Below are 18,830 nucleotides of genomic sequence, written 5' to 3' on the forward strand. Positions count from 1 at the left end.
GAATCTATGGGGCCGCGATTACGTCGTCAAGGCTCTAACGACGTCCTGCTGGATTGCAGTCCGGTCAAGACTGCCCACCCCTGGCCGTCCGATCAGGGCGAGTGTCCGATCGATCTCAGTCTGCAGGATCTCCAACACGCGCTCGACGCCGGCGGTCCCACCGGCCCCCAGCCCGTACACCCACGGCCGCCCGATGAGGCAGGCCGTCGCCCCCAGCGCGAGCGCCTTCACCACGTCGCTGCCGCGGCGGATCCCGCCGTCGAGCAGGACGTCGGCCTCGCCGCCGATCTCGTCGGCGATCTCGGGCAGCACGTCGATCGCGGCCGGCACCGAATCGGCCTGCCGGCCGCCGTGGTTGGACACCACCACCGCCCGGCACCCCGTCTCGACGGCGCGGCGGGCGTCCTCGGCGGTCATGACGCCCTTCAGCACCACCGGGCCGCCGAAGCGCTCGACCATCCACTCCAGGTCGCGCCACGTGTGGCCCGGGTTGAGCATCCCCATCGTGTGCGCGGCCAGCCCGCTCGTGCCGCGTGCGTCCGGCATGAGGCCGACGAAGTTGGCGTACGTCGGCTTCGGGTGCGTGAGCAGCGAGGCCAGCCAGCGCGGGTGCCGCAGGACGTCCCAGCCCGTGCGCGGGCTCACCTCCGGCGGCACGGTCAGGCCGTTGCGGAGGTCCTTCTCGCGGGCGCCGACCACCGGCACGTCGACGGTGACGACCATGGCGGCGTACCCGGCGTCGCGGGCTCGGCCGATCAGGTGCTCGATCGTGCGGCGGTCGCCCCAGGGGTAGAGCTGGAACCACTGAGGCGTCGTCGCGGAGCGGGCGACGTCCTCGAGCGACACGCTCGCCCCGGAGCTCTGCACCGAGACCGTGCCGAACTTCTCGGCGGCCCGGGCCGCCGCCAGCTCGCCCGCGTGGTCGACCATGCGCATCAGCCCGGTCGGTCCGAGGATCACCGGCAGGGACAATCGGCGGCCGAGCACGGTGACCTCCTGCGGGCGCTCGCTCACGTCGACGAGCACCCGCGGGCGGAACTTCAGTCTTCGAAACGCCGCCTCGTTGTCGTCCCGCGTGATCTCGTCCTCGGCTCCGCCGTCGACGAAGTCGAACACCATGCGGGGGAGCCGCCTGCGCGCCGCGGCGCGCAGGTCGGCGATGTTGACGGCGCGGGAGAGGCGCACCGTCAGCCCTCGAGGACCGCGAACAGGTCAGGGTCGCTGCGCAGCAGGCGCCGGTAGTTGGCGATCCACATCTGCTCGCGGAAGTTGTTCTTCAGGTACGCCTCGCGGTAGCTCTCGGCGGTCTTGCGCGGCAGCGGCTTGCCGCCGACGGCCATCGCGGCCAGCTGGTAGCCCGCGCACAGCTCCATGACCAGCGCCTCCATGGTGACCCGCTCCAGCGTGTCGCCCACGTGCACCGAGCCGTGGTGGCCCATCAGCAGGGCCTTCTTGTCGCCCAGCGCCTTGACCATCAGCTCGCCCTCCTCGGAGGGGACGAGGTTCGGGTCGTCGGTCCACGGCACGACCTCGTCGAGCAGCAGCGCGGCGTAGTCGTAGTACATGCCGAACGGCTCGCCGGTGGTGCTGAGCACCGACATGTTCTTCGCGTGCGTGTGGATCACGCAGTTGACGTCCGGGCGGGCCATGTAGATCGAGGCGTGGAAGTTGATGCCGGGGGAGGCGGGCAGCGTCCCCGGCTCGCGCACCTCCAGGTCGAACCCGACCTTGCTGACGTGCTCGGGCAGCGTCTCGTCGAAGTACTGGAACGGCGTGACGAGGAACGCGTCCTCGCCCGGCACACGGAGGCTGACGTGCCCGCCGACCTGGGAGTCCAGGCCCTCGCGGTGCAGGATTCGGCGGGCGGCGGCGATCTGGAACCGCGGGTCGCTCTCGCTGACGACCTTGCGGGTGGCAGGGGCACTCTCGGTGACGGTCATCTGCTCCTCCTCGTCGGCGGCCGGCCGCCCCGACGCGGCGACCTCGCCGAACTGGGAGGCTAGCCGCCCGGATCGATGCGGCGCTAGTGTTCTAGTGACGCATCAGGGGTCAGGGTTCGGGCGGACGTCGTGGTCCGCGGGGAGGGATGCGGATGACCCGGATCGGGGTGCTCGGAGCAGGTGGGATGGGCACGGCGTTCGCCGCGCACCTGGCCCGTGACGGCGCGGACGTGCTGCTCATCGGTCGCGGCAGCGCCCACGTGGCAGCGCTCGCCGAGCGGCCGCTGCAGGTCGACCCACCCGACGACGAGCCGTGGACGGTCACCGTCCCGGTCGCTGCGCACGCCGCAGACGTCCCGGGCGCGAGCATCGACGTGCTGCTCGTGCTGACGAAGTCCTACGACCTCGCTGAGGCGATGCGCACGGCCGCGCACGTGCTCGCCCCGGACGGGGTCGCGGTGCCGCTGCAGAACGGACTGGGCACCGACGCGCGGGTGGCCGACGCCGTCGGTGACGAGCGGACCCTGGTCGGCACCACCACCGTCGGCGCGCAGCTGCAGGAGCCCGGCCGGATCAGCCTGTCCGCGGCCACGGCGGCGGGGCAGACGCTGACCGTGCTGGGCCGGATGGGCCGGGGACGAGCACCGCTCGACCGGGGTGTCGCCGTGGCCGGGCAGCTGACGAAGGCGGGCCTGCCGACGGAGGCGAGCACGAAGGTCGACGAGCTGATCTGGGGCAAGCTCGCGCTGGCCGCGATGAGCCCGGTGAGCGCGGTGCCCCGGGTGACCGTCGGCGCGGTGTGGCGCAGCCCGGAGGGTCGGGCGCTCGTGGAGCGGATGTTCGACGAGGTCGTCGCCGTCGCCGCGGCCGAGGGCGTGCACCTCGACCGCGCCGCCGCGTGGGCGCACGCCGTCAAGACCTACGCCGGGACGGGCGACCACTACACGTCCATGTGCACCGACGTGCGGCTGGGCAGGCGGACCGAGCTGGCCGACATGGCCGGGGCCGTGCGGCGGCTGGGGGAGCAGCACGGGGTGCCGGTGCCCGCCCACGCCGCCGTGCTCGACCTGCTCGCCCTGTCGGGGGTCCGCTGAGCCACGTGTTCGTGCGAAGATCGTGAGCGTGTCCGCGACCTACGCCGTGATCTACAGCTACATCGACGACGACGAGCTGCGGGAGAAGACCCGCCCCGCGCACCGCGAGTACCTCCAGGGCCTGGCCGAGGAGGGCGCCCTGCTCGTCGCGGGCGCCTGGGCGCCGTCCGAGCCGGCCGGCGGCCTGCTGATCTTCCGGGCGCCGGACAAGCAGACCGTCGAGGGCTACGTCGACCGCGACCCGTACAAGACGGAGGGCGTGCTGGCCACCTGCGAGATCCGGGAGTGGGCGCCCCCGCTGGGACCGGTGGCGCCGGCCTTGAACGGCGAGTGAGCAGCAGGGTCTGGGGAGCAGCTGCCCGCCATCTGGTACGCCGCGTCGCCTAACCCGCAGTCGGGAACTCCTCCCCGATCCCCGGCCGGTTCCCCTGATCGGCGACAGTGATCTGACCGTCGTCGACTCCTCGTTTGGGTACGATCCTGGTTGGTCGTGCCCTCGTCCTGGAGTCGTCGATGCCTCGTCCCAGCCGCTGGCCGGAGATCCTGCGCGCCGCGAGCGAGGAGTTCCGCGAGAAGGGCTACGAGAACGCGACGCTGGAGGGCATCGGCGCGCGTGTCGGCATCCTCAAGGGCAGCATCTACAACTACGTGGGCAGCAAGGAGGAGCTGCTGCTGGCCGTCGTCGAGCAGCCGGCGCGCGCGCTGCTGTCCGAGCTGGACAAGCTGCGCGCCGACACGCAGAGCAGCGTCACCACCCGGCTGCAGGAGCTGGTCCGCATGCAGGTGCGGATCTTCAGCGAGTGGTACCCGGCCGCGTTCGTCTACCTGCGCCACATCGGGCACGTCGAGAACTCGCCGCGGTTCGCCGAGTTCCGCGAGATGGACGCGCAGTACATGGCCGCGGTCGAGGGCCTGCTCGCCGAGGGAGCGGCCACGGGGGAGTTCTCGCTGGCGAGCGATCCGCGCACGGTCGCGCGGCTGATCGTCGGGATGCTCGACTGGATGCAGCACTGGTTCACCCCGCGCGGCGAGGAGGCCGACCGGGCGCTCGCCGACGAGGTGTTCGCCATGGCGCTCGGCGGCCTCATCGCCGGCGGGAGCATGCGGGCGATGCTGGCGTCGCGGGCCAGGGGCGCCGGCGCGCCCTGACGCTCACCGCGCGGCGAAGCGCACCGGGAACTCGATCAGCCCGCGGGTCAGCAGGACCGGGTGCCAGCGCAGCCGGTCCTCCGCCGGCGCGAGCTCGGGCAGCCGCTCCAGCGCGCGCGGGATCGCCACCGACGCCTCCAGCCGGGCCAGCGGCGCCCCGAGGCAGTAGTGCAGACCGACGCCGAAGCCCAGGTGCCGCCCCTGCCGGCGGGTGATGTCGAGCCGGTCGGGAGCCTCGAACACGGCCGGGTCGCGGTTGGCCGCCGCCGTGCACAAGAACACGCGCTGGCCGCGGCGCAGCCGCCGCCCGCGCAGCTCCACGTCCTCGGCCATCACCCTGGCCACGCTCTTGGCCGGACCGTCGTAGCGCAGCAGCTCGTCGACGGCGCTGCCGACCAGCGACGGATCGGCGGCGAGCAGCGCGCGCTGGTCGGGACGGCGCAGCAGCGCGAGCAGCCCGCTGCCGATCAGGTTGGTCGTGGTCTCGTGGCCGGCGAACAGCAGCAGCACGCCCGTGGAGATGACCTCGTCCTGGCTGAGGGCATCGCCCTCGTCGCGGGCGCTGATCAGCGCCGACAGCAGGTCGTCGGCGGGGTTGCGCTCGTGCTCGCGGACCAGCTCGGTCAGGTACTCGGTCAGCTCGGCCATCCCGTTGGCGCCGGTGACGTGCCGGTTCGGGTCGCCCATGCCGCCGAACACCAGGCCGGTGATCTGGTCGGACCAGTCCTTGAACCGGGGGTGGTCCCGGCGCGGCACACCGAGCATCTCCGCGATCACCGACGCGGTCAGCGGGTAGGCGTAGTCGTGGATGAGGTCCGCACGCCCGGTGCCCGCGGCGAGGACCCCGTCGAGCAGCTCGTCGGCCAGCTCGGCGACCCGCGGCCTCATCCGGTCGACCGCCCGCGGGGTGAACGCCCGGCTGAGCAGCTTGCGCAGCCGGGTGTGGTCCGGCGGGTCCTTGAAGACCATCCAGTCCTCGAGCACCCCGAACGCGGCCCGCACCCCCGGATCGGCGTCCGGGCCGTCCAGTTTGGCCCGCCGGTACGGCGTGATCCGGTCGGAGGAGAACCGCGGATCGCGCAGTGCCTCGTCGACGTCGTCGTAGCGGGTGACGAACCATGAGCGGTACTTCGTGCTCCAGTGCACCGGGTCGTGCTCGCGCAGCAGCGCCAGCGCCGGGTACGGATCGGCGACCGCCTCGGGGCTGAGCAGATCGACGTCGGCCACCCGCGGATCGATGTGGTGCGTCGTCACGGCGCCTCCAGGAGCACGACGACGCACGCGTTGCCGTCCAGCACGGACACCCCGCCTCCCATCGTCTCGACCAGACCGAGCCGGGCGCCCTCGACCTGTCGGGCCCCGGCCTCGTCCCGCAGCTGCCAGGTGATCTCCGCGATCTGGGCGAGGCCCGTCGCGCCGAGCGGGTGTCCGCGCGAGAGCAGTCCGCCCGACGGGTTCACCGGGTGCGCACCGCCCAGCGCGGTGTCGCCGCGGGCCGCCGCGGCCCCGCCGTCACCGGGCTTCACCAGGCCCAGCGCCTCCGTCGTGACGATCTCGCCGATCGTGAAGGCGTCGTGGACCTCCAGCACGTCGACGTCGGCCACATCGGCCAGCCCGGCGGCCGCGAGCGCGTCGGCCGCGGTGTCGCGCACGATGTCGTGGCCCCAGACGTGCGGGGACGCGTGGTTCCACGGGACACCGCTGCGCAGCGCGAGCCCGCGCACCCGTACCTCGCGGGAGCCGCCCGTGGCCGGGCCGAGCACCGCCGCCGCAGCGCCGTCGGAGGTCGGGCAGCACTGCAGGAGGGTGAGCGGGTCGGCGATCATCCGCGACGCCAGCACCTCCTCCACCGTGTACCGGCCGGAGTACTGCGCGCGCGGGTTGTGCAGAGCGTGGGCGTGGTTCTTCACCGACACCGCGGCGAGCTGTTCGGGGGTGGCGGCGCCCAGGTGCAGGTAGCGGGCCGCGGCCATCGCGTACAGCGCGGGCAGCGCGAGCCCGGTGCGGCCCTCTGGATCGGTGTCCTCGGGCGTGATGGCGCCGTCGAACGCGGTGCTCATCTGCTCGATGCCGAGGGCGAGCACCCGCTCGTAGCGGCCGGTCCGCACCGCCTCGTGGGCTTCGGCGAACGCCGTCGTGCCACTGGCGCACGCGTTCTCCACGGTGATCACCGGGATCCCGGTGATGCCCATGGCCCGCAGCACCCGCTGGGCGACCCCAGGTGGTCCGAACACGGTGCCGACCCACACCGCGTCGACCTCCTCCACTCCGGCGTCGGTGAACGCCTCGTGCACCGCGTCCCACGCCAGCGCGACGAGGTCGCGCTCGGGCTGCCGGCCGAAGTGGGACGTCCCCACACCGTGCACGGCGACCGCGTTCGTCATGGCACCACCTCCACCTGGACGTCACCGGTCGGCGTGGCCTCAGCGAGCCGGACCCGGCTGCCGATCACGGGCGCGGGGCCGCCTGCGGGCAGCACGTGGGCGAGCACGCGCGGGCCGGCGTCGAGATCGACGTAGGCGAGCGCGTAGGGCGGCGTCCGCCCGGACACGGGGATGCGGACCACCGTCGCGCTCCACACGGTGCCGTCCGGGCCGAACTCGGCGGGTTCGACCGCACCGCGGCAGGCCGGGCACCGCGGCCAGCGGTAGGCGGCCACCTCGCCGCAGGCCCGGCACCGTATGCCCAGCACTCGCGGCAGGCCGTCGGGACCGGTCGTCACCTGCGGACGGGGATCGACGGTGATCGGGTGCGGCACGGCTTCCTCCAGGGCGTCGACCGCGGCCATGTAACCAACTCGACGTTTGTTTATCAAGCAAGGGGCCGCCCGATCGAGGGGCTTTAAGGCAGGTGGTTGACAGATCGGGTGGCTCGGGCCACATTACTGCCAGCACTTACCCGAACCCGGGTTTGCACTCATGAGTCCGCGGCCCAGGCGCAACCGTTCCGACGCAGGAGGTCCGATCGATGAAGTTCGGCTTTTTCACCATGCCGGAGCACCCGCCGATCGAGAACTGGACGTTGTCGTACGACCGGGACATCGCGGCGATCGTGGAAGCCGAACGCCTCGGCTTCTCGGAGTTCTGGATCGGTGAGCACCACACCGGTGGCTTCGAGAACGTCCCCGTCCCGGAGTTCATCATCGCGAAGGCGTCGGCCGTGACCCACCGGATCCGCCTGGGCACCGGGGTGATCAACCTGCCGTACCAGGACCCGTTCCTGGTGGCCGAGCGGATGGCGTTCCTCGACCACCTCACCCACGGCCGCCTCGAGTACGGCTTCGGCGGCGGCGGGCTGCCCACCGACAAGCAGCTGTTCGGGCTGGAGCCCTCCGAGGCAGCGCCGCGCACCAACGAGGCGCTGGAGATCATCTGGCAGCTGCTGACCTCCGAGGAGCCGGTCACCTACGAGGGCGTGTACTGGAAGTACGAGAACCGTCAGCTCCAGGTCGGCCCCTACCAGGACGTCCCGCCGTTCGCGATCGCCGGCCTCACCGGCCTGCACAACTTCGCCAAGTGCGGCGCCCGCGGGTGGAAGCCGCTCAGCGTGCACTTCGCGCCGATCGACAACGGCAGCTACGACCTCGCGCCCGACCTGGTCAGCATGGCCAAGGCGATGCTGGACGCCGGTGCGGAGGCGGGCATCGACCCGGCCGTGACCCGCGAGAACTGGCGCATCGTCCGTGAGGTCTACGTGACCGACGACAAGAACCAGGCGATGCGCGACATCCGCGAGGGTGTCAAGCGGTCCTACGACTACCTGTTCGGCCTCGGCCTCGGCGCGCTGATGAAGATCGGCGACGACATGACGGACGCCGACCTCACGTTCGAGTGGATGGTCGAGCACATCCCCTGGATCATCGGCAGCCCCGAGGACTGCATCCGCCAGATCAAGGAGCTGGAGGAGGCGGTCGGCGGCTTCGGCACACTGCTGATCAACTGCCGCGACTGGGTCACCACCGACAAGTGGAACCGCTCCCTGGAGCTGTTCGCCCGCTACGTGATGCCGCAGTTCACCCCGCGCGAGCGGCTGGCCCGCCGCAAGCGCATGGCCGACGTGGCCCTCGGCCTCGCCAAGAGCTGACGCGCACCGACATCGACCGGCCCGCGCCCGGTCACCTCCTCCCAGGTGACCGGACGGCGGGCGTGCCGACCGGACCGCCGAGCCCCCCCACCGGCGGTCCGGTCGGCACGTGTGCGCCGCCGGTCGGCGGGCCGGTCCGGATGTGGACCCGCACCACCGCGACGAGGAGCGACATGAGCAGCACGGCCGGACCGCGGTCCACCCAGCTGGACGAGCGCGGCTTCCCCCGGTTCTGGGACGAGGAGCGGGAGACGCTCGCGCCCGCCGCGCGCGAGCGGATCATCCTGGAGCGGATGCAGCACCAGCTCCGCTACGTCTACGAGGAGCTGCCGTTCTACCGGCGCCTCTACGACGAGCACGGGTTCCATCCCGACCAGGTGCGCTCCATCGAGGACTTCACCACGAAGGTCCCGGTGATCACCAAGAAGATGCTGGTCGCCGACCAGCGTGAGCACCCGCCGTTCGGCAGCTACAGCAAGCCGCTGCCGCCCGGCGGGATCGCCCGCATCCACGGTTCGTCCGGCACCTCGGGTGTGCCGACGATGTACGCGGTGTCGCGCAGCGACTGGGAACGGGCCGGCGAGGTGCACGCGATGGCGCAGTGGTGCGCGGGGGTGCGGCCCGACGACATCGTGCAGGTCGGGTTCCCGTTCGGCCTGTTCTTCGGCGGCTGGGGTGTGGTGCAGGGCGCCGAACGCATCGGCGCGACGTTGTTCCCGCTGGGGGTCACCGACTCCGAGAAGCACCTCGAGCTGATCTCGCGGCTGGGCTCGACGGTCTTCAGCGCGACCCCGTCCTACTGCATCCACCTGCTCTCGGTGGCCGAGAAGATGGGCATCGACCTGCGCGAGAGCACCGTCCGCCACCTGCTCGTCGGCGGTGAGCCGGGCGGCAGCCTGCCCGGCACCCGCACGATCATCGAGGAGGGCTGGGGCGCCACCGTCGCCGACGCCGGGTCGACGTCGGAGATGTACCCGTTCCAGACCAACGTCGGCTGCACCGCCGGCACCGGCACGCACCTGTTCATCGACGAGGTCTACACCGAGGTCGTCAACGCCGAGGACCTGAACGAGCCGATCCCGGTCGGTCAGCGCGGCGCCGTCGTCTACACGCACCTGTGGCGCGACTCCCAGCCGATGATCCGGTTCGCGCCGGGCGACGAGACCTACCTCGACACCGAGCCGTGCCCGTGCGGGCGCACCTACCCGCGGCTGCCCGAGGGCATCCTGGGGCGCCTCGACGACATGCTCGTCATCCGCGGGGCCAACGTCTTCCCCAGCGCGATCGAGGTGGGCCTGCGGTCGGTGCCGGAGCTCGGCCCGGAGTTCCGCATCCACGTGCGCACCGTCGGCGCGCTCGACGAGCTGACCGTGCAGGCCGAGCTGACCCACACGGTCTCGGGCGAGCTCGCCTCCCTGTCGGAGGACGACCGCGACAAGCGGCGCGAGGAGATCACCCGGAAGGCCGAGGACGCGCTGCGCCGGACGGTGTCGATCCGCGTGCCGGTAGAGCTGCTGGAGCCGGGGACGCTGCCGGAGACGACGTTCAAGGCGCGACGCGTGGTCGACGAGCGCGAACGCCCCTGACGGTCTTCCCCGGGCCTGCCGGTCGGGCAGGCTCGGGAGAGGTGCAGGAAAGCCGCTTCTCCGCCGTTCGGTGGCGGGGAGGTGGCTTTCCTGCTGTTTCGGCCCCACCGCGCCGGAACCTCGTTCGGCCGCGGGTGTGTCACACTGCCGCACCGATAGTCGTCAGTGTCCTGACGTCCGGTACGGGAAAGGTGTGGTGCGAGCGATGCGTGCGGCGGTGACGAGCGGGCCCGGGGTGATCGCCGTCGAGGCGGTCCCGGACCCGGAGCCCGGCCCCGGGGACGTCGTCGTCGACGTCGGCGCGGTCGGGCTGTGCGGCACCGACCTGCACATGTTCCTCGGCGAGCGGCACGACACCGGGTTCCCGCTGCGGCAGGGCCACGAGGTCGGCGGCACGATCGCGGCGCTGCCGCCCGGCTACCGGGGCCCGCTGAGGGTGGGGCAGACGGTGGCCGTCGACCCTTCACTGCCGTGCGGGAGCTGCCGGCCGTGCGTGCGCGGAGCTTGGTCGGCGTGCCGGGCGTTCCGCGCGGTCGGCGTCGCGCTGCCCGGCGGGTTGGCCGATCGGCTGGTGGTCCCGGTGGAGCAGCTGCACGCCGCCGACGGGCTCACCCCGGTCGAGGCCGCGCTGGTCGAGCCGTTCTCCATCGCCGCGACCGCGATCGCGCGCGCAGAGCTGCGCGGGGGCGAGCGGCTGCTCGTGATCGGCGCCGGTCCTATCGGGTTGGCGATCACGGTGACCGCGGTGGCGGCGGGCCGGCCGGTGATGATCACCGATCCGCTGCCCGCGCGGCGGGCGCTCGCGCTGGACCTCGGTGCCGACGCCGCGGCCGACCCGGCGGAGGAGGGCGCGGTCGCGGAGTGGACCGGCGGTGAGGGTGCGGACGTCGTGTTCGAGGCCTCCGGCGCACGCGCCGGGCTCACCGCCGCGCTGGCCGCCACCGGAGCCGGAGGGCGGCTCGTCGTCGTGGGGGTGGCCGCGCACGAGCTCGCGGTCCCGGTGCCGCGGCTGCTGTTCGACGGCATCTCGGTCGTCGGTGCCCGCGCCGGCCTGTTCCCCGAGGCGCTGCGCACCGTGACGGCGAACCGCGCTGCGGTCGCGAGGTTCGTCAGCGCCGAGTACCCGCTGGTCGACGTCGCAGCGGCGTTCCGGCACGCGATCGACCGCCCTGCCGAGACGGTCAAGGTGGTGGTCAGCTGCTGACCTGTGTGCAAAACTGCTCTGGTCGCCGATAGTCGTCAGTTCACTGACGCCTCATCGGTGCTCCGATCAACGACGTTCGAGGAGGCGCCGTGGGCAGCGGCATGCTGATCACCGGGGGCAGGCTCATCGACGGCACGGGGGCGGCACCGCGCGACGACGAGGCCGTCCTGATCCGCGACGGGCGGATCGCGGCGCTCGGCGCGGACGCGCTGGCGCAGGCGACCGAGGAGGACGAGCGCATCGACGCGACCGGCCGCACCGTGATGCCCGGGCTCGTCGACGCGCACACCCACCTGAGCTTCGGTGAGCCCACCGGTAACGACGAGCTGTTCAACCACCGCACCGAGGCCTACAGCTCGATGCTGTCGGCCTACAACGCGCGCAAGGTGCTCCGCGCCGGCGTCACGAGCGTGCTCGACGCCGACTGCCTGTGGAACATCGGTGTCGAGCTGCGGGACGCGATCGAGACCGGCATCGTCGAGGGTCCGCGCATGCGGGCCGGCGGGCAGGCCCTGATGACGATGCTCGGCGGCACCGCCGGCCGGATGATCAAGGACGAGGGCCGCACCGGGTACGCCACCGTCGTCAACGGGCGCGACGTGATGGTCAACGAGATCCGGCGGCAGATCAAGTACGGCGTCGACTGGATCAAGGTCATGGTGACCGGCCTGATCCCGTCGATGAAGGGGCCCGAGGTCAAGGTCTGGACGTTCGACGAGCTGCGCACCGTCTGCGACACCGCGCACGAGCTGAACACGCTGGTCGTGGCGCACTGCCGCAACGCGGAGTCGACCCGCGACGCAGCCCGCGCCGGGGTCGACATGATCTACCACGCCTCGTACCTCGACGACGAGGCGATCGAGGCCGTGGTGGAGAACGGCACGGCGATGTGCCCGACGTTCACGCTGCTGGGCAACCTCGCCGACTACGGCGAGAAGGTCGGCACCGCGCCCGAGCTGCTCGACGTGTTCCGCGCCGAGATCGAGATCACCGCCAAGCAGCTGGCGAAGGCGCACGCCGCGGGCGTGAAGTTCCTGACCGGCTCGGAGACCGGGTTCGCCGTGACCCCGGTCGGCGAGTGGCACGCGCGCGAGCTGGAGATGTTCGTTGACTACATCGGCATGTCCCCGATGGACGCGATCGTCGCGGCGACGAAGAACGGCGCGTTCGCGATGCGCACCGACGACGTGGGCACGATCGAGGTCGGCAAGTACGCCGACGTGCTCGTGGTGGACGGCGACCCGCTCGCCGACATCAAGGTCCTGCAGCGCAAGGACGCCCTCGTCGAGGTCATCAAGGAGGGCAAGCGGATCGACCTCAAGACGCCGATCCCGGAGCGCAAGATGCGGTCGTCCGACCAGGTGCGGTTCCTGGCGGCCTGCCCGCTGACCCGCTCGCTCGCGTTCACCGAGGAGCAGCTGGAGATGCTGTCGCATGTCTGATGCTGCACCGGCACGCGTGATCGACGTCCACGCCCACGCCGTGCTCGCGATGGCGGAGGGCGCCGCGGGCGAGGCCGGGCCCGAGCTGGGCACCGCGCCCGACGGCACGCCCTTCTACCGGGTGGGCGACTACTACCTGCACGGCGTCAAGTACGCCGGCAGCCCCTTCATGGACGTCGACGTGCGGGTGGCCGCGATGGACGCGGCCGGCATCGACGTCCAGGTGCTCTCGCCCAACCCGATCACCTACTTCAACCACCTGCCCGCGGCGGACGCGATCGCGTTCGCCCGGGCGCACAACGACGCGCTCGTGGAGCTGGCCGGCAAGTACCCCGGCCGGCTGCTGACCACCGCGCAGCTGCCCGTCCAGGACATCGACGCGGCGGTCGCGGAGGCCCGCCGGGCGGTGCGCGACCTCGGCATGTCCGGGGTCTACATGGACACCGACCCGGCGGGGCGCCCGCTCGACGATCCCGCCCTCGACCCGCTGTACGAGGCGCTCGTCGACCTGGACGTGCCGCTGTTCGTCCACCCCAGCCCGCTGGGGAAGGCCGGCGGCCCGGCCGACGATCCGCGGCTGCGGCGCTTCGACCTCGACCTCACCTTCGGGTTCGCCTACGAGGAGACCCTCGCGGTCGCGGCGTTGGTGTTCGGCGGGGTGCTCGAGCGCCACCCCGGACTCGACGTGTGCATCTCGCACGGCGGCGGTGCGGCGGCGTTCGTGGCGGGCCGGTTCGGCCGGGCCGTCGAGAAGCGGTCGTGGGCGAGCAAGGCGTTGAAGGAGCACGGGTTCCAGCACTTCTACCGGCGGATCTGGTTCGACACCCACGTGCACGACGAGCAGTCGCTGCAGCTGTTGATCGCGCAGGCGGGCACCGAGCGGCTGGTGTTCGGCACCAACTTCGCCGGGTGGGACTCGGGCGCGGGGGAGGCGCCGGGCGGTGAGCTGGGGGCGACGCTCTCGGCCAACGCGGCTCGGCTGCTGCGGCTGTAGTGGGTCGCAAGTTCGGCGTCGGGCTCTACACGGGCCAGCACAGCGACTACCGGGACGTGGTGCCGCTGGCCGTGGCCGCCGAGGAGGCCGGCTTCGACTCGTTCTGGGTCACCGAGCACCACGGCCTGCCCGACGGGTACCTGCCGTCGCCGCTGACGATGCTGGCGGCACTCGCGCCCGTGACCGAGCGGATCCAGCTCGGCACGGGTGTGGTGCTCGCCCCGCTGCACCACCCGCTGCGGCTCGCCGAGGACGCCGCCGTCGTCGACCGCCTCTGCGGCGGGCGGCTGATCCTCGGGCTCGGCCTCGGCTACGCCGCGCACGAGTACCGCGCGTTCGGCGTGGACCCGGCGACCCGGGGCGCGCGGCTGTCCGCACTGATCGGGGCGCTGCGGCAGGCCTGGACGGGGAAGGAGTTCGACTGCCCCGAGCTCGGGTTGCACGGGGTCCGCGTGACCCCGACTCCCGCCCACCCGATCCCGATCTGGCTCGGCGGCTACGCGGCGGCCGCCGTGCGCCGGGCCGGGCAGCTCGCCGACGGGCACCTCGTCGGCCGTGGTGAGCCGCACATCGTCGACGCCGCGTCCGAGCAGCTCGCGACCGTGCGCGACCCGGCCGACGCGACGTTCACCCGCGCGGTGAACATCACCTGCATCCTCGACGGCGCAGGTGCGGAGTCGGCGCGGGCGGCGTTCTCCCGCCAGCAGCGCGCCTACGAGGAGATCCAGGCCGGGCGGGCCGTCTACGCCGACCTGGTCTCCGGCCCGCACGCCGACATCGACGCCTACGTGCAGGTGTCGGGCGACGCCGACGACGTCGTCGCCGGGGTGCGGTCGGTGCTCGAGCGGCTGCGCGACTGGGCGGACGTGCACCTCGTGCTGCGGGTGCTGTTCCCCGAACCGCTCGAGGTCACCCGGGAGCGGCTGGCGATCTTCGGGCGGGAGGTCCTGCCCCGGCTCAGGGAGGAGTAGGAGTGCGGCTGGAGGACCGGGCGGCCATCGCCGACCTGATGGCGCGCTACTGCGAACGCGTCGACGAGTACGACATGGACGGCGTCGCCGCCTGCTTCACGCTCGACTGCATCACCGACTACGGCCCCGGCCGCGGCGGGCTCGTCACCGGGCGCGCTGCGGTACGGGCCCGGATCGCGAAGGGCCAGGCCCAGTTCCGCCGCACCCACCACCAGCTGGGCCAGAGCCTGATCACCTTCGACCCCGACGACGCGGACCGGGCCACGGCGACGACGTACGTCACCGCGTCGCACGAGGAGTGGGACGGCCGCCAGTGGCGCGCCCACCTGCGCTACGTCGACGTCCTGCGGCGGACGCCGGAGGAGGGCTGGCTGCTCGCCGAGCGGCGGGTGCACGCGGCGCTGATCGAGAACCGCCCGGAGATCGACTGGGTCTGGGTTCCCCGCCAGCAGCCGTAGCCGGGGTGCACGATCTGGCCGATCCCGGTGCGCTCGGTGGCGTTCCGCAGGCCCCTGGCGCCCGCACCAGCGGTGCAGCCAGCCCAGCGGGCGATCACGACAGGTGCCGGATCTCCGGCCTCGACTTGTGCGACCAGTCGTGCCCGAGCGCCCCCTGTGCGCCCTGGGCCGCGCACTCCTGCGACCCGGCCTCGGTGAACCGCACGACCACGGACTTCGACACCGGCTGGTTGCTCTTCAGCGCCGTGGAGTCGAGCGGGACGAGCGGGTTGGTCTCCGGGTAGTAGGCCGCGGCCGTGCCGCGGGGGACGTCGTAGGCGACGAGGCGGAAGTCGGTCGCGCAGCGGATGTGGTCGTCGCCGCCCCAGTGGGTCACGAGGTCGACGTGGTCGCCGTCGCGGTAACCGAGGGCGGTGATGTCGTCGGGGTGGGCGAACACGACGCGGCGGCCGCCCTCGATGCCGCGGTAGCGGTCGGAGAGGCCGTAGATCGTGGTGTTGAACTGGTCGTGGCTGCGCAGCGTCTGCAGCAGCAGGTGCCCGTCGGGCACGTCGACGATCTCCACGGGGGAGCAGGCGAACTCAGCGCGCCCCGACTCCGTCTCGAAGGTGCGGGTGTCGCGCGGCGGGTGCGGCAGGACGAACCCGCCGGGGCGGCGGACGTTCACCTCGTAGCTCTCACAGCCGGGCACGACCCGCGAGATGTGGTCGCGGATGCGGCGGTAGTCGGCGCGCATGCCGGCCCAGTCGATGCCGTGGCGGGCGCCGAGGGTCGCCTCGGCGATGCCGGTGATGATCGCGACCTCGCTGCGCAGGTGCGGGCTCGCCGGCGGGAGCGGTCCGCGGGAGGCGTGCACCGAGCACGTCGAGTCCTCCACGGTGACGAACTGCGGGCCGGACTCCTGCACGTCCTGCTCGGTGCGGCCGAGCGTCGGCAGGATGAGCGCGGTGCGGCCGCCGATCAGGTGCGAGCGGTTGAGCTTGGTCGAGATCTGCACGGTGAGCAGGCAGTTGCGCAGCGCGGCCGCGGTGACCTGGGTGTCCGGCGCGGCCTGCAGGAAGTTGCCGCCGAGCCCGACGAACACCTTCACGACGCCGTCGCGCATCGCGCGGATGCTGTCGACGGTGTCGAAGCCGTGCGCGCGGGGCGGGTCGAACCCGAACTCGCGCTGCAGCGCGTCGAGGAAGCTCTGCGGCGCGCGCTCCCAGATGCCCATCGTGCGGTCGCCCTGCACGTTGGAGTGCCCGCGGACGGGGAAGAGCCCCGCGCCCGGCCTGCCGATGTTGCCCTGGGCGAGCGCGAGGTTGACGACCTCCTTGATCGTCGCGACCCCGTTGCGGTGCTGGGTGAGGCCCATGGCCCAGCAGAAGACGGTGCGCCGTGAGTCGCGCAGCAGCTCGGCGGCCGCGGTGATCCGGTCCCAGGAGAGCCCCGTGGCTCGGGTGACGACGTCCCGGTCGACCTGCGCGACGTGCGCCCGCCACGCGTCGAACCCGGTCGTGTGCTGCGCGATGAAGTCGTGGTCGAGCGCGTCCCACTCGACGAGCAGCGAGCCGATCGCCTGGAACAGCGCGAGGTCGCCGTTGACCCGGATCGGCAGGTGCAGGTCGGAGAGCGCGGTGCCGGGCCCGACGACGCCGCGCGGGGTCTGCGGGTTCTTGAACCGGGTCAGGCCCGCCTCGCGCAGCGGGTTGACGGTGAGGATCGTGGCGCCGTTCCGCTTGGCGTGCTCGAGCTGGGTGAGCATCCGCGGATGGTTCGTGCCGGGGTTCTGGCCGGCGATCACGATCAGGTCGGCGCCGATGAGATCGGGCAGGGTGACGCTGGCCTTGCCGATCCCGATCGACTCCTGCAGCGCGATCGACGTGGACTCGTGGCACATGTTCGAGCAGTCCGGCAGGTTGTTCGTGCCGAACGCGCGAGCGAAGAGCTGGTAGGCGAAGGCGGCCTCGTTGGAGGCCCGGCCGGACGTGTAGAAGGTCGCCCCGTCCGGCGAGTCCAGCCCGTTCAGTTCGCCCGCGACCAGCCGGAACGCCTCGTCCCACTCGATGGGCTCGTAGTGGGAGGCGTTCGGGCGCCGCACCATCGGGTGCGTGATGCGGCCCTGCTGGCCCAGCCAGTACTCGGTGCGGGCGGCCAGCTCGGCGATGCTGTGGCGGGCGAAGAACTCCGGCGTCGCGCGGTCCTTGGTCGCCTCCTCGGCGACGGCCTTCGCCCCGTTCTCGCAGAACTCGGCGACGGCGCGGTGCCCGGGATCGGGGTCCGGCCAGGCGCAGCTCATGCAGTCGAAGCCCTCGGCCTGGTTCAGCGCCAGCAGGGTCCGGGCGGTGCGCACCGGCCCCATCCGCTCCAGCGAGCGCTTCATCGCCACCGCGACCGCCGTCGGCCCGGCCGCGTGGTCCTGCGGACCGTGGACCTCGACGTCCGCTTCGCTGTAGTCGTCGGTCCGCCGGCTCATGCGCCGGCCTCCGGGGTGAGGTTCGGTATGGCCGGTGGGCAGGCGGGTGCGCAGCGCATGCCGGGTCCTACCCCGGATGCGGGATCGCCAATCCGGCGCGCCTCGTGGCGCCGTGATCACCGGCTGCGGCACGCTTCGCCCGTGACGACGACGCGCGGGCGGGCCATCGGGCAGGGCGTGACCTGGATGGCGCGCTGGAGCCTGCGGCTGCTGCTCGTGGGGGCGGGGTTGGTGGCCCTCGGCTGGTTGATCGGGGCGCTGTGGTCGGTGGTGCTGCCGGTGCTGCTGGCGATCGTGCTCGCGGCGCTGCTCTGGCCGCCGACCGCGCTGCTGCTGCGGCTGCGGTTCCCACCGCTCGCCGCCGCCGCGACCGTGATCGTCGCCGGGGTCGTCGTGCTCGGCGTGGTGATCGCGATCGTCAGCGCGTCGGTGTCCGGCTCGATCGGGCAGATCGTCGACAGCGCGATCGCCGGCATCGCGGCGATCACCGACTGGCTCTCCGGCCCGCCGCTCAACCTCGCCCAGAGCGATCTCGACGACGCGCTCAGACAGGTCACTGAGCAGCTGCAGCAGAGCGTCACCTCGATCGCGTCGGGGGTGATCACCGGCGTCAGCGGGTTCGCCTCGGGCGTCGTCACCGCCCTCCTGACGCTGGTGCTCACGTTCCTGTTCATCAAGGACGGGCCGCGGTTCCTGCCGTGGCTGATCCGGGTCGCGGGGCCGGGCGCCGGCGGGCACGTGGCCGAGGTGCTGCGGCGGGTCTGGCGGACCGTGGGGGAGTTCGTCCGCACCCAGGCCCTGGTGAGCCTGGTGGATGCGGTTCTGATCGGCGCCGGGATGCTCATCCTCGGAGTGCCGCTGGCGCTGCCGCTGGCGGTCCTTACGTTCCTGGCCGGGTTCATCCCGATCGTCGGGGCGATCGTCGCCGGTGCGCTCGGGGTGCTCGTCGCCCTGGTGACCAACGGCTTCACGACCGCGCTGATCCTGCTGGTGATCATCGTGGCGGTGCAGCAGATCGAGGGCAACGTGCTGCAGCCGATCCTGCAGGCCCGCAGCCTGGGGCTGCACGCCGCGGTCGTGCTGCTCGCCGTCACCGCCGGGTCGACGCTGTTCGGGATCGCCGGTGCGTTCCTGTCGGTGCCGGTCGCCGCGGCGGTCGCCGTCGTCCTGCGCTACATCGACGAGGAGCTGATCCGGCGCACGAGCCCGGCGGAGCCACCGACCGACGAGGCGCCTGTGGAACCTTCCGCCGGCGCGGAGCGGTCCCCGGCCGGCGACTGACGCCGCGGTGGACAGACCTGCGTCGTCCAGTATCGTAAACGCTCATCTCCGATAGTGGATGAGCGAGGAGGGCCGCCGTGGCTCAGATCGTGGGCGAACGGGTCAACGAGGGCGACGCCATCGTCGACTACGAGGAGAAGATCTTCGACGACATCCAGGCCGAAGAGGGG

Annotated in this window: 17 protein-coding genes; 11 read left to right on the forward strand and 6 right to left on the reverse strand. The window is 72.4% G+C overall.

Annotated elements, in window-relative coordinates:
• Window positions 1-18: 18 nt before the first annotated feature.
• Together BUE41_RS11785 and BUE41_RS11790 are read right to left on the reverse strand one after the other, a co-directional pair.
• Window positions 19-1,185, reverse strand: a complete 1,167-nt coding sequence (locus tag BUE41_RS11785; RefSeq protein WP_234997187.1) for an alpha-hydroxy acid oxidase — start codon at window positions 1,183-1,185, stop codon at window positions 19-21.
• Between the two features lie 2 nt (window positions 1,186-1,187).
• Window positions 1,188-1,940, reverse strand: coding sequence for a class II aldolase/adducin family protein (locus BUE41_RS11790; RefSeq protein WP_073457072.1), 753 nt, complete (start codon window positions 1,938-1,940; stop codon window positions 1,188-1,190).
• A gap of 152 nt (window positions 1,941-2,092) precedes the next feature.
• On the opposite strand from BUE41_RS11790, the gene BUE41_RS11795 reads away from it, so the two are divergent.
• From BUE41_RS11795 to BUE41_RS11805, 3 genes are all read left to right on the forward strand, one after another.
• Window positions 2,093-3,034 carry a ketopantoate reductase family protein gene (locus tag BUE41_RS11795; RefSeq protein ID WP_159444896.1) on the forward strand — a complete coding sequence of 314 codons (942 nt, stop codon included), beginning with the start codon at window positions 2,093-2,095 and terminating at the stop codon, window positions 3,032-3,034.
• 28 nt (window positions 3,035-3,062) lie between these two features.
• The gene (locus BUE41_RS11800; RefSeq protein ID WP_073457127.1) at window positions 3,063-3,368 is read left to right on the forward strand and encodes a YciI family protein; all 306 of its coding nucleotides are present in this window, start codon (window positions 3,063-3,065) and stop codon (window positions 3,366-3,368) included.
• 179 nt (window positions 3,369-3,547) lie between these two features.
• Window positions 3,548-4,183, forward strand: coding sequence for a TetR/AcrR family transcriptional regulator (locus tag BUE41_RS11805; protein WP_073457074.1), 636 nt, complete (start codon window positions 3,548-3,550; stop codon window positions 4,181-4,183).
• Window positions 4,184-4,186: 3 nt separating this feature from the next.
• On the opposite strand, the gene BUE41_RS11810 is transcribed toward BUE41_RS11805, so the two are convergent.
• Genes BUE41_RS11810 through BUE41_RS11820 form a run of 3 tightly spaced genes read right to left on the reverse strand, consistent with a single transcriptional unit; the run spans window position 4,187 to window position 6,971 of the window.
• Window positions 4,187-5,437 carry a cytochrome P450 gene (locus tag BUE41_RS11810; protein WP_073457075.1) on the reverse strand — a complete coding sequence of 417 codons (1,251 nt, stop codon included), beginning with the start codon at window positions 5,435-5,437 and terminating at the stop codon, window positions 4,187-4,189.
• A complete protein-coding gene (locus BUE41_RS11815) occupies window positions 5,434-6,567 on the reverse strand; it encodes a thiolase family protein (RefSeq protein ID WP_073457076.1) in 1,134 nt (377 codons plus the stop codon). Before BUE41_RS11815 ends, BUE41_RS11810 begins: the two co-directional genes overlap by 4 nt.
• Window positions 6,564-6,971: a Zn-ribbon domain-containing OB-fold protein gene (locus BUE41_RS11820; protein ID WP_073457077.1), complete on the reverse strand. Its 408-nt coding sequence runs from the start codon at window positions 6,969-6,971 to the stop codon at window positions 6,564-6,566. Before BUE41_RS11820 ends, BUE41_RS11815 begins: the two co-directional genes overlap by 4 nt.
• Window positions 6,972-7,150: 179 nt before the next feature.
• Here BUE41_RS11820 and BUE41_RS11825 point away from each other — a divergent pair, with 179 nt between their 5' ends.
• The 7 genes from BUE41_RS11825 (at window position 7,151) to BUE41_RS11855 (ending at window position 14,921) form a co-directional block, all read left to right on the forward strand.
• Entirely contained in the window at window positions 7,151-8,266 is a 1,116-nt protein-coding gene (locus tag BUE41_RS11825; protein WP_073457078.1) for an LLM class flavin-dependent oxidoreductase, read from the forward strand.
• Window positions 8,267-8,439: 173 nt separating this feature from the next.
• Window positions 8,440-9,852, forward strand: a complete 1,413-nt coding sequence (locus BUE41_RS11830; protein ID WP_073457079.1) for a phenylacetate--CoA ligase family protein — start codon at window positions 8,440-8,442, stop codon at window positions 9,850-9,852.
• Between the two features lie 205 nt (window positions 9,853-10,057).
• Window positions 10,058-11,056: a zinc-dependent alcohol dehydrogenase gene (locus BUE41_RS11835; RefSeq protein WP_084754786.1), complete on the forward strand. Its 999-nt coding sequence runs from the start codon at window positions 10,058-10,060 to the stop codon at window positions 11,054-11,056.
• An 89-nt stretch (window positions 11,057-11,145) separates the two neighbouring features.
• On the forward strand, window positions 11,146-12,498 hold the full coding sequence (locus tag BUE41_RS11840; RefSeq protein WP_143172097.1) for a metal-dependent hydrolase family protein: 1,353 nt from the start codon (window positions 11,146-11,148) through the stop codon (window positions 12,496-12,498).
• On the forward strand, window positions 12,491-13,492 hold the full coding sequence (locus tag BUE41_RS11845) for an amidohydrolase family protein (protein ID WP_073457081.1): 1,002 nt from the start codon (window positions 12,491-12,493) through the stop codon (window positions 13,490-13,492). The genes BUE41_RS11840 and BUE41_RS11845 overlap by 8 nt, the downstream gene beginning before the upstream one ends.
• Complete coding sequence (locus BUE41_RS11850) at window positions 13,492-14,463, forward strand: LLM class flavin-dependent oxidoreductase (protein WP_073457082.1); 972 nt, start codon at window positions 13,492-13,494, stop codon at window positions 14,461-14,463. Before BUE41_RS11845 ends, BUE41_RS11850 begins: the two co-directional genes overlap by 1 nt.
• Window positions 14,464-14,465: 2 nt before the next feature.
• Window positions 14,466-14,921, forward strand: a complete 456-nt coding sequence (locus BUE41_RS11855) for a nuclear transport factor 2 family protein (RefSeq protein WP_073457083.1) — start codon at window positions 14,466-14,468, stop codon at window positions 14,919-14,921.
• 94 nt (window positions 14,922-15,015) lie between these two features.
• Here BUE41_RS11855 and BUE41_RS11860 read toward each other — a convergent pair whose 3' ends face one another.
• Complete coding sequence (locus BUE41_RS11860) at window positions 15,016-17,379, reverse strand: FdhF/YdeP family oxidoreductase (RefSeq protein ID WP_073457084.1); 2,364 nt, start codon at window positions 17,377-17,379, stop codon at window positions 15,016-15,018.
• Window positions 17,380-17,520: 141 nt separating this feature from the next.
• Here BUE41_RS11860 and BUE41_RS11865 point away from each other — a divergent pair, with 141 nt between their 5' ends.
• Window positions 17,521-18,660: an AI-2E family transporter gene (locus tag BUE41_RS11865; RefSeq protein ID WP_159444897.1), complete on the forward strand. Its 1,140-nt coding sequence runs from the start codon at window positions 17,521-17,523 to the stop codon at window positions 18,658-18,660.
• The last annotated feature ends 170 nt before the right edge of the window (window positions 18,661-18,830 follow it).

Origin of the sequence: Pseudonocardia thermophila, from assembly GCF_900142365.1 — a bacterium.
Lineage (GTDB): Bacteria > Actinomycetota > Actinomycetes > Mycobacteriales > Pseudonocardiaceae > Pseudonocardia > Pseudonocardia thermophila.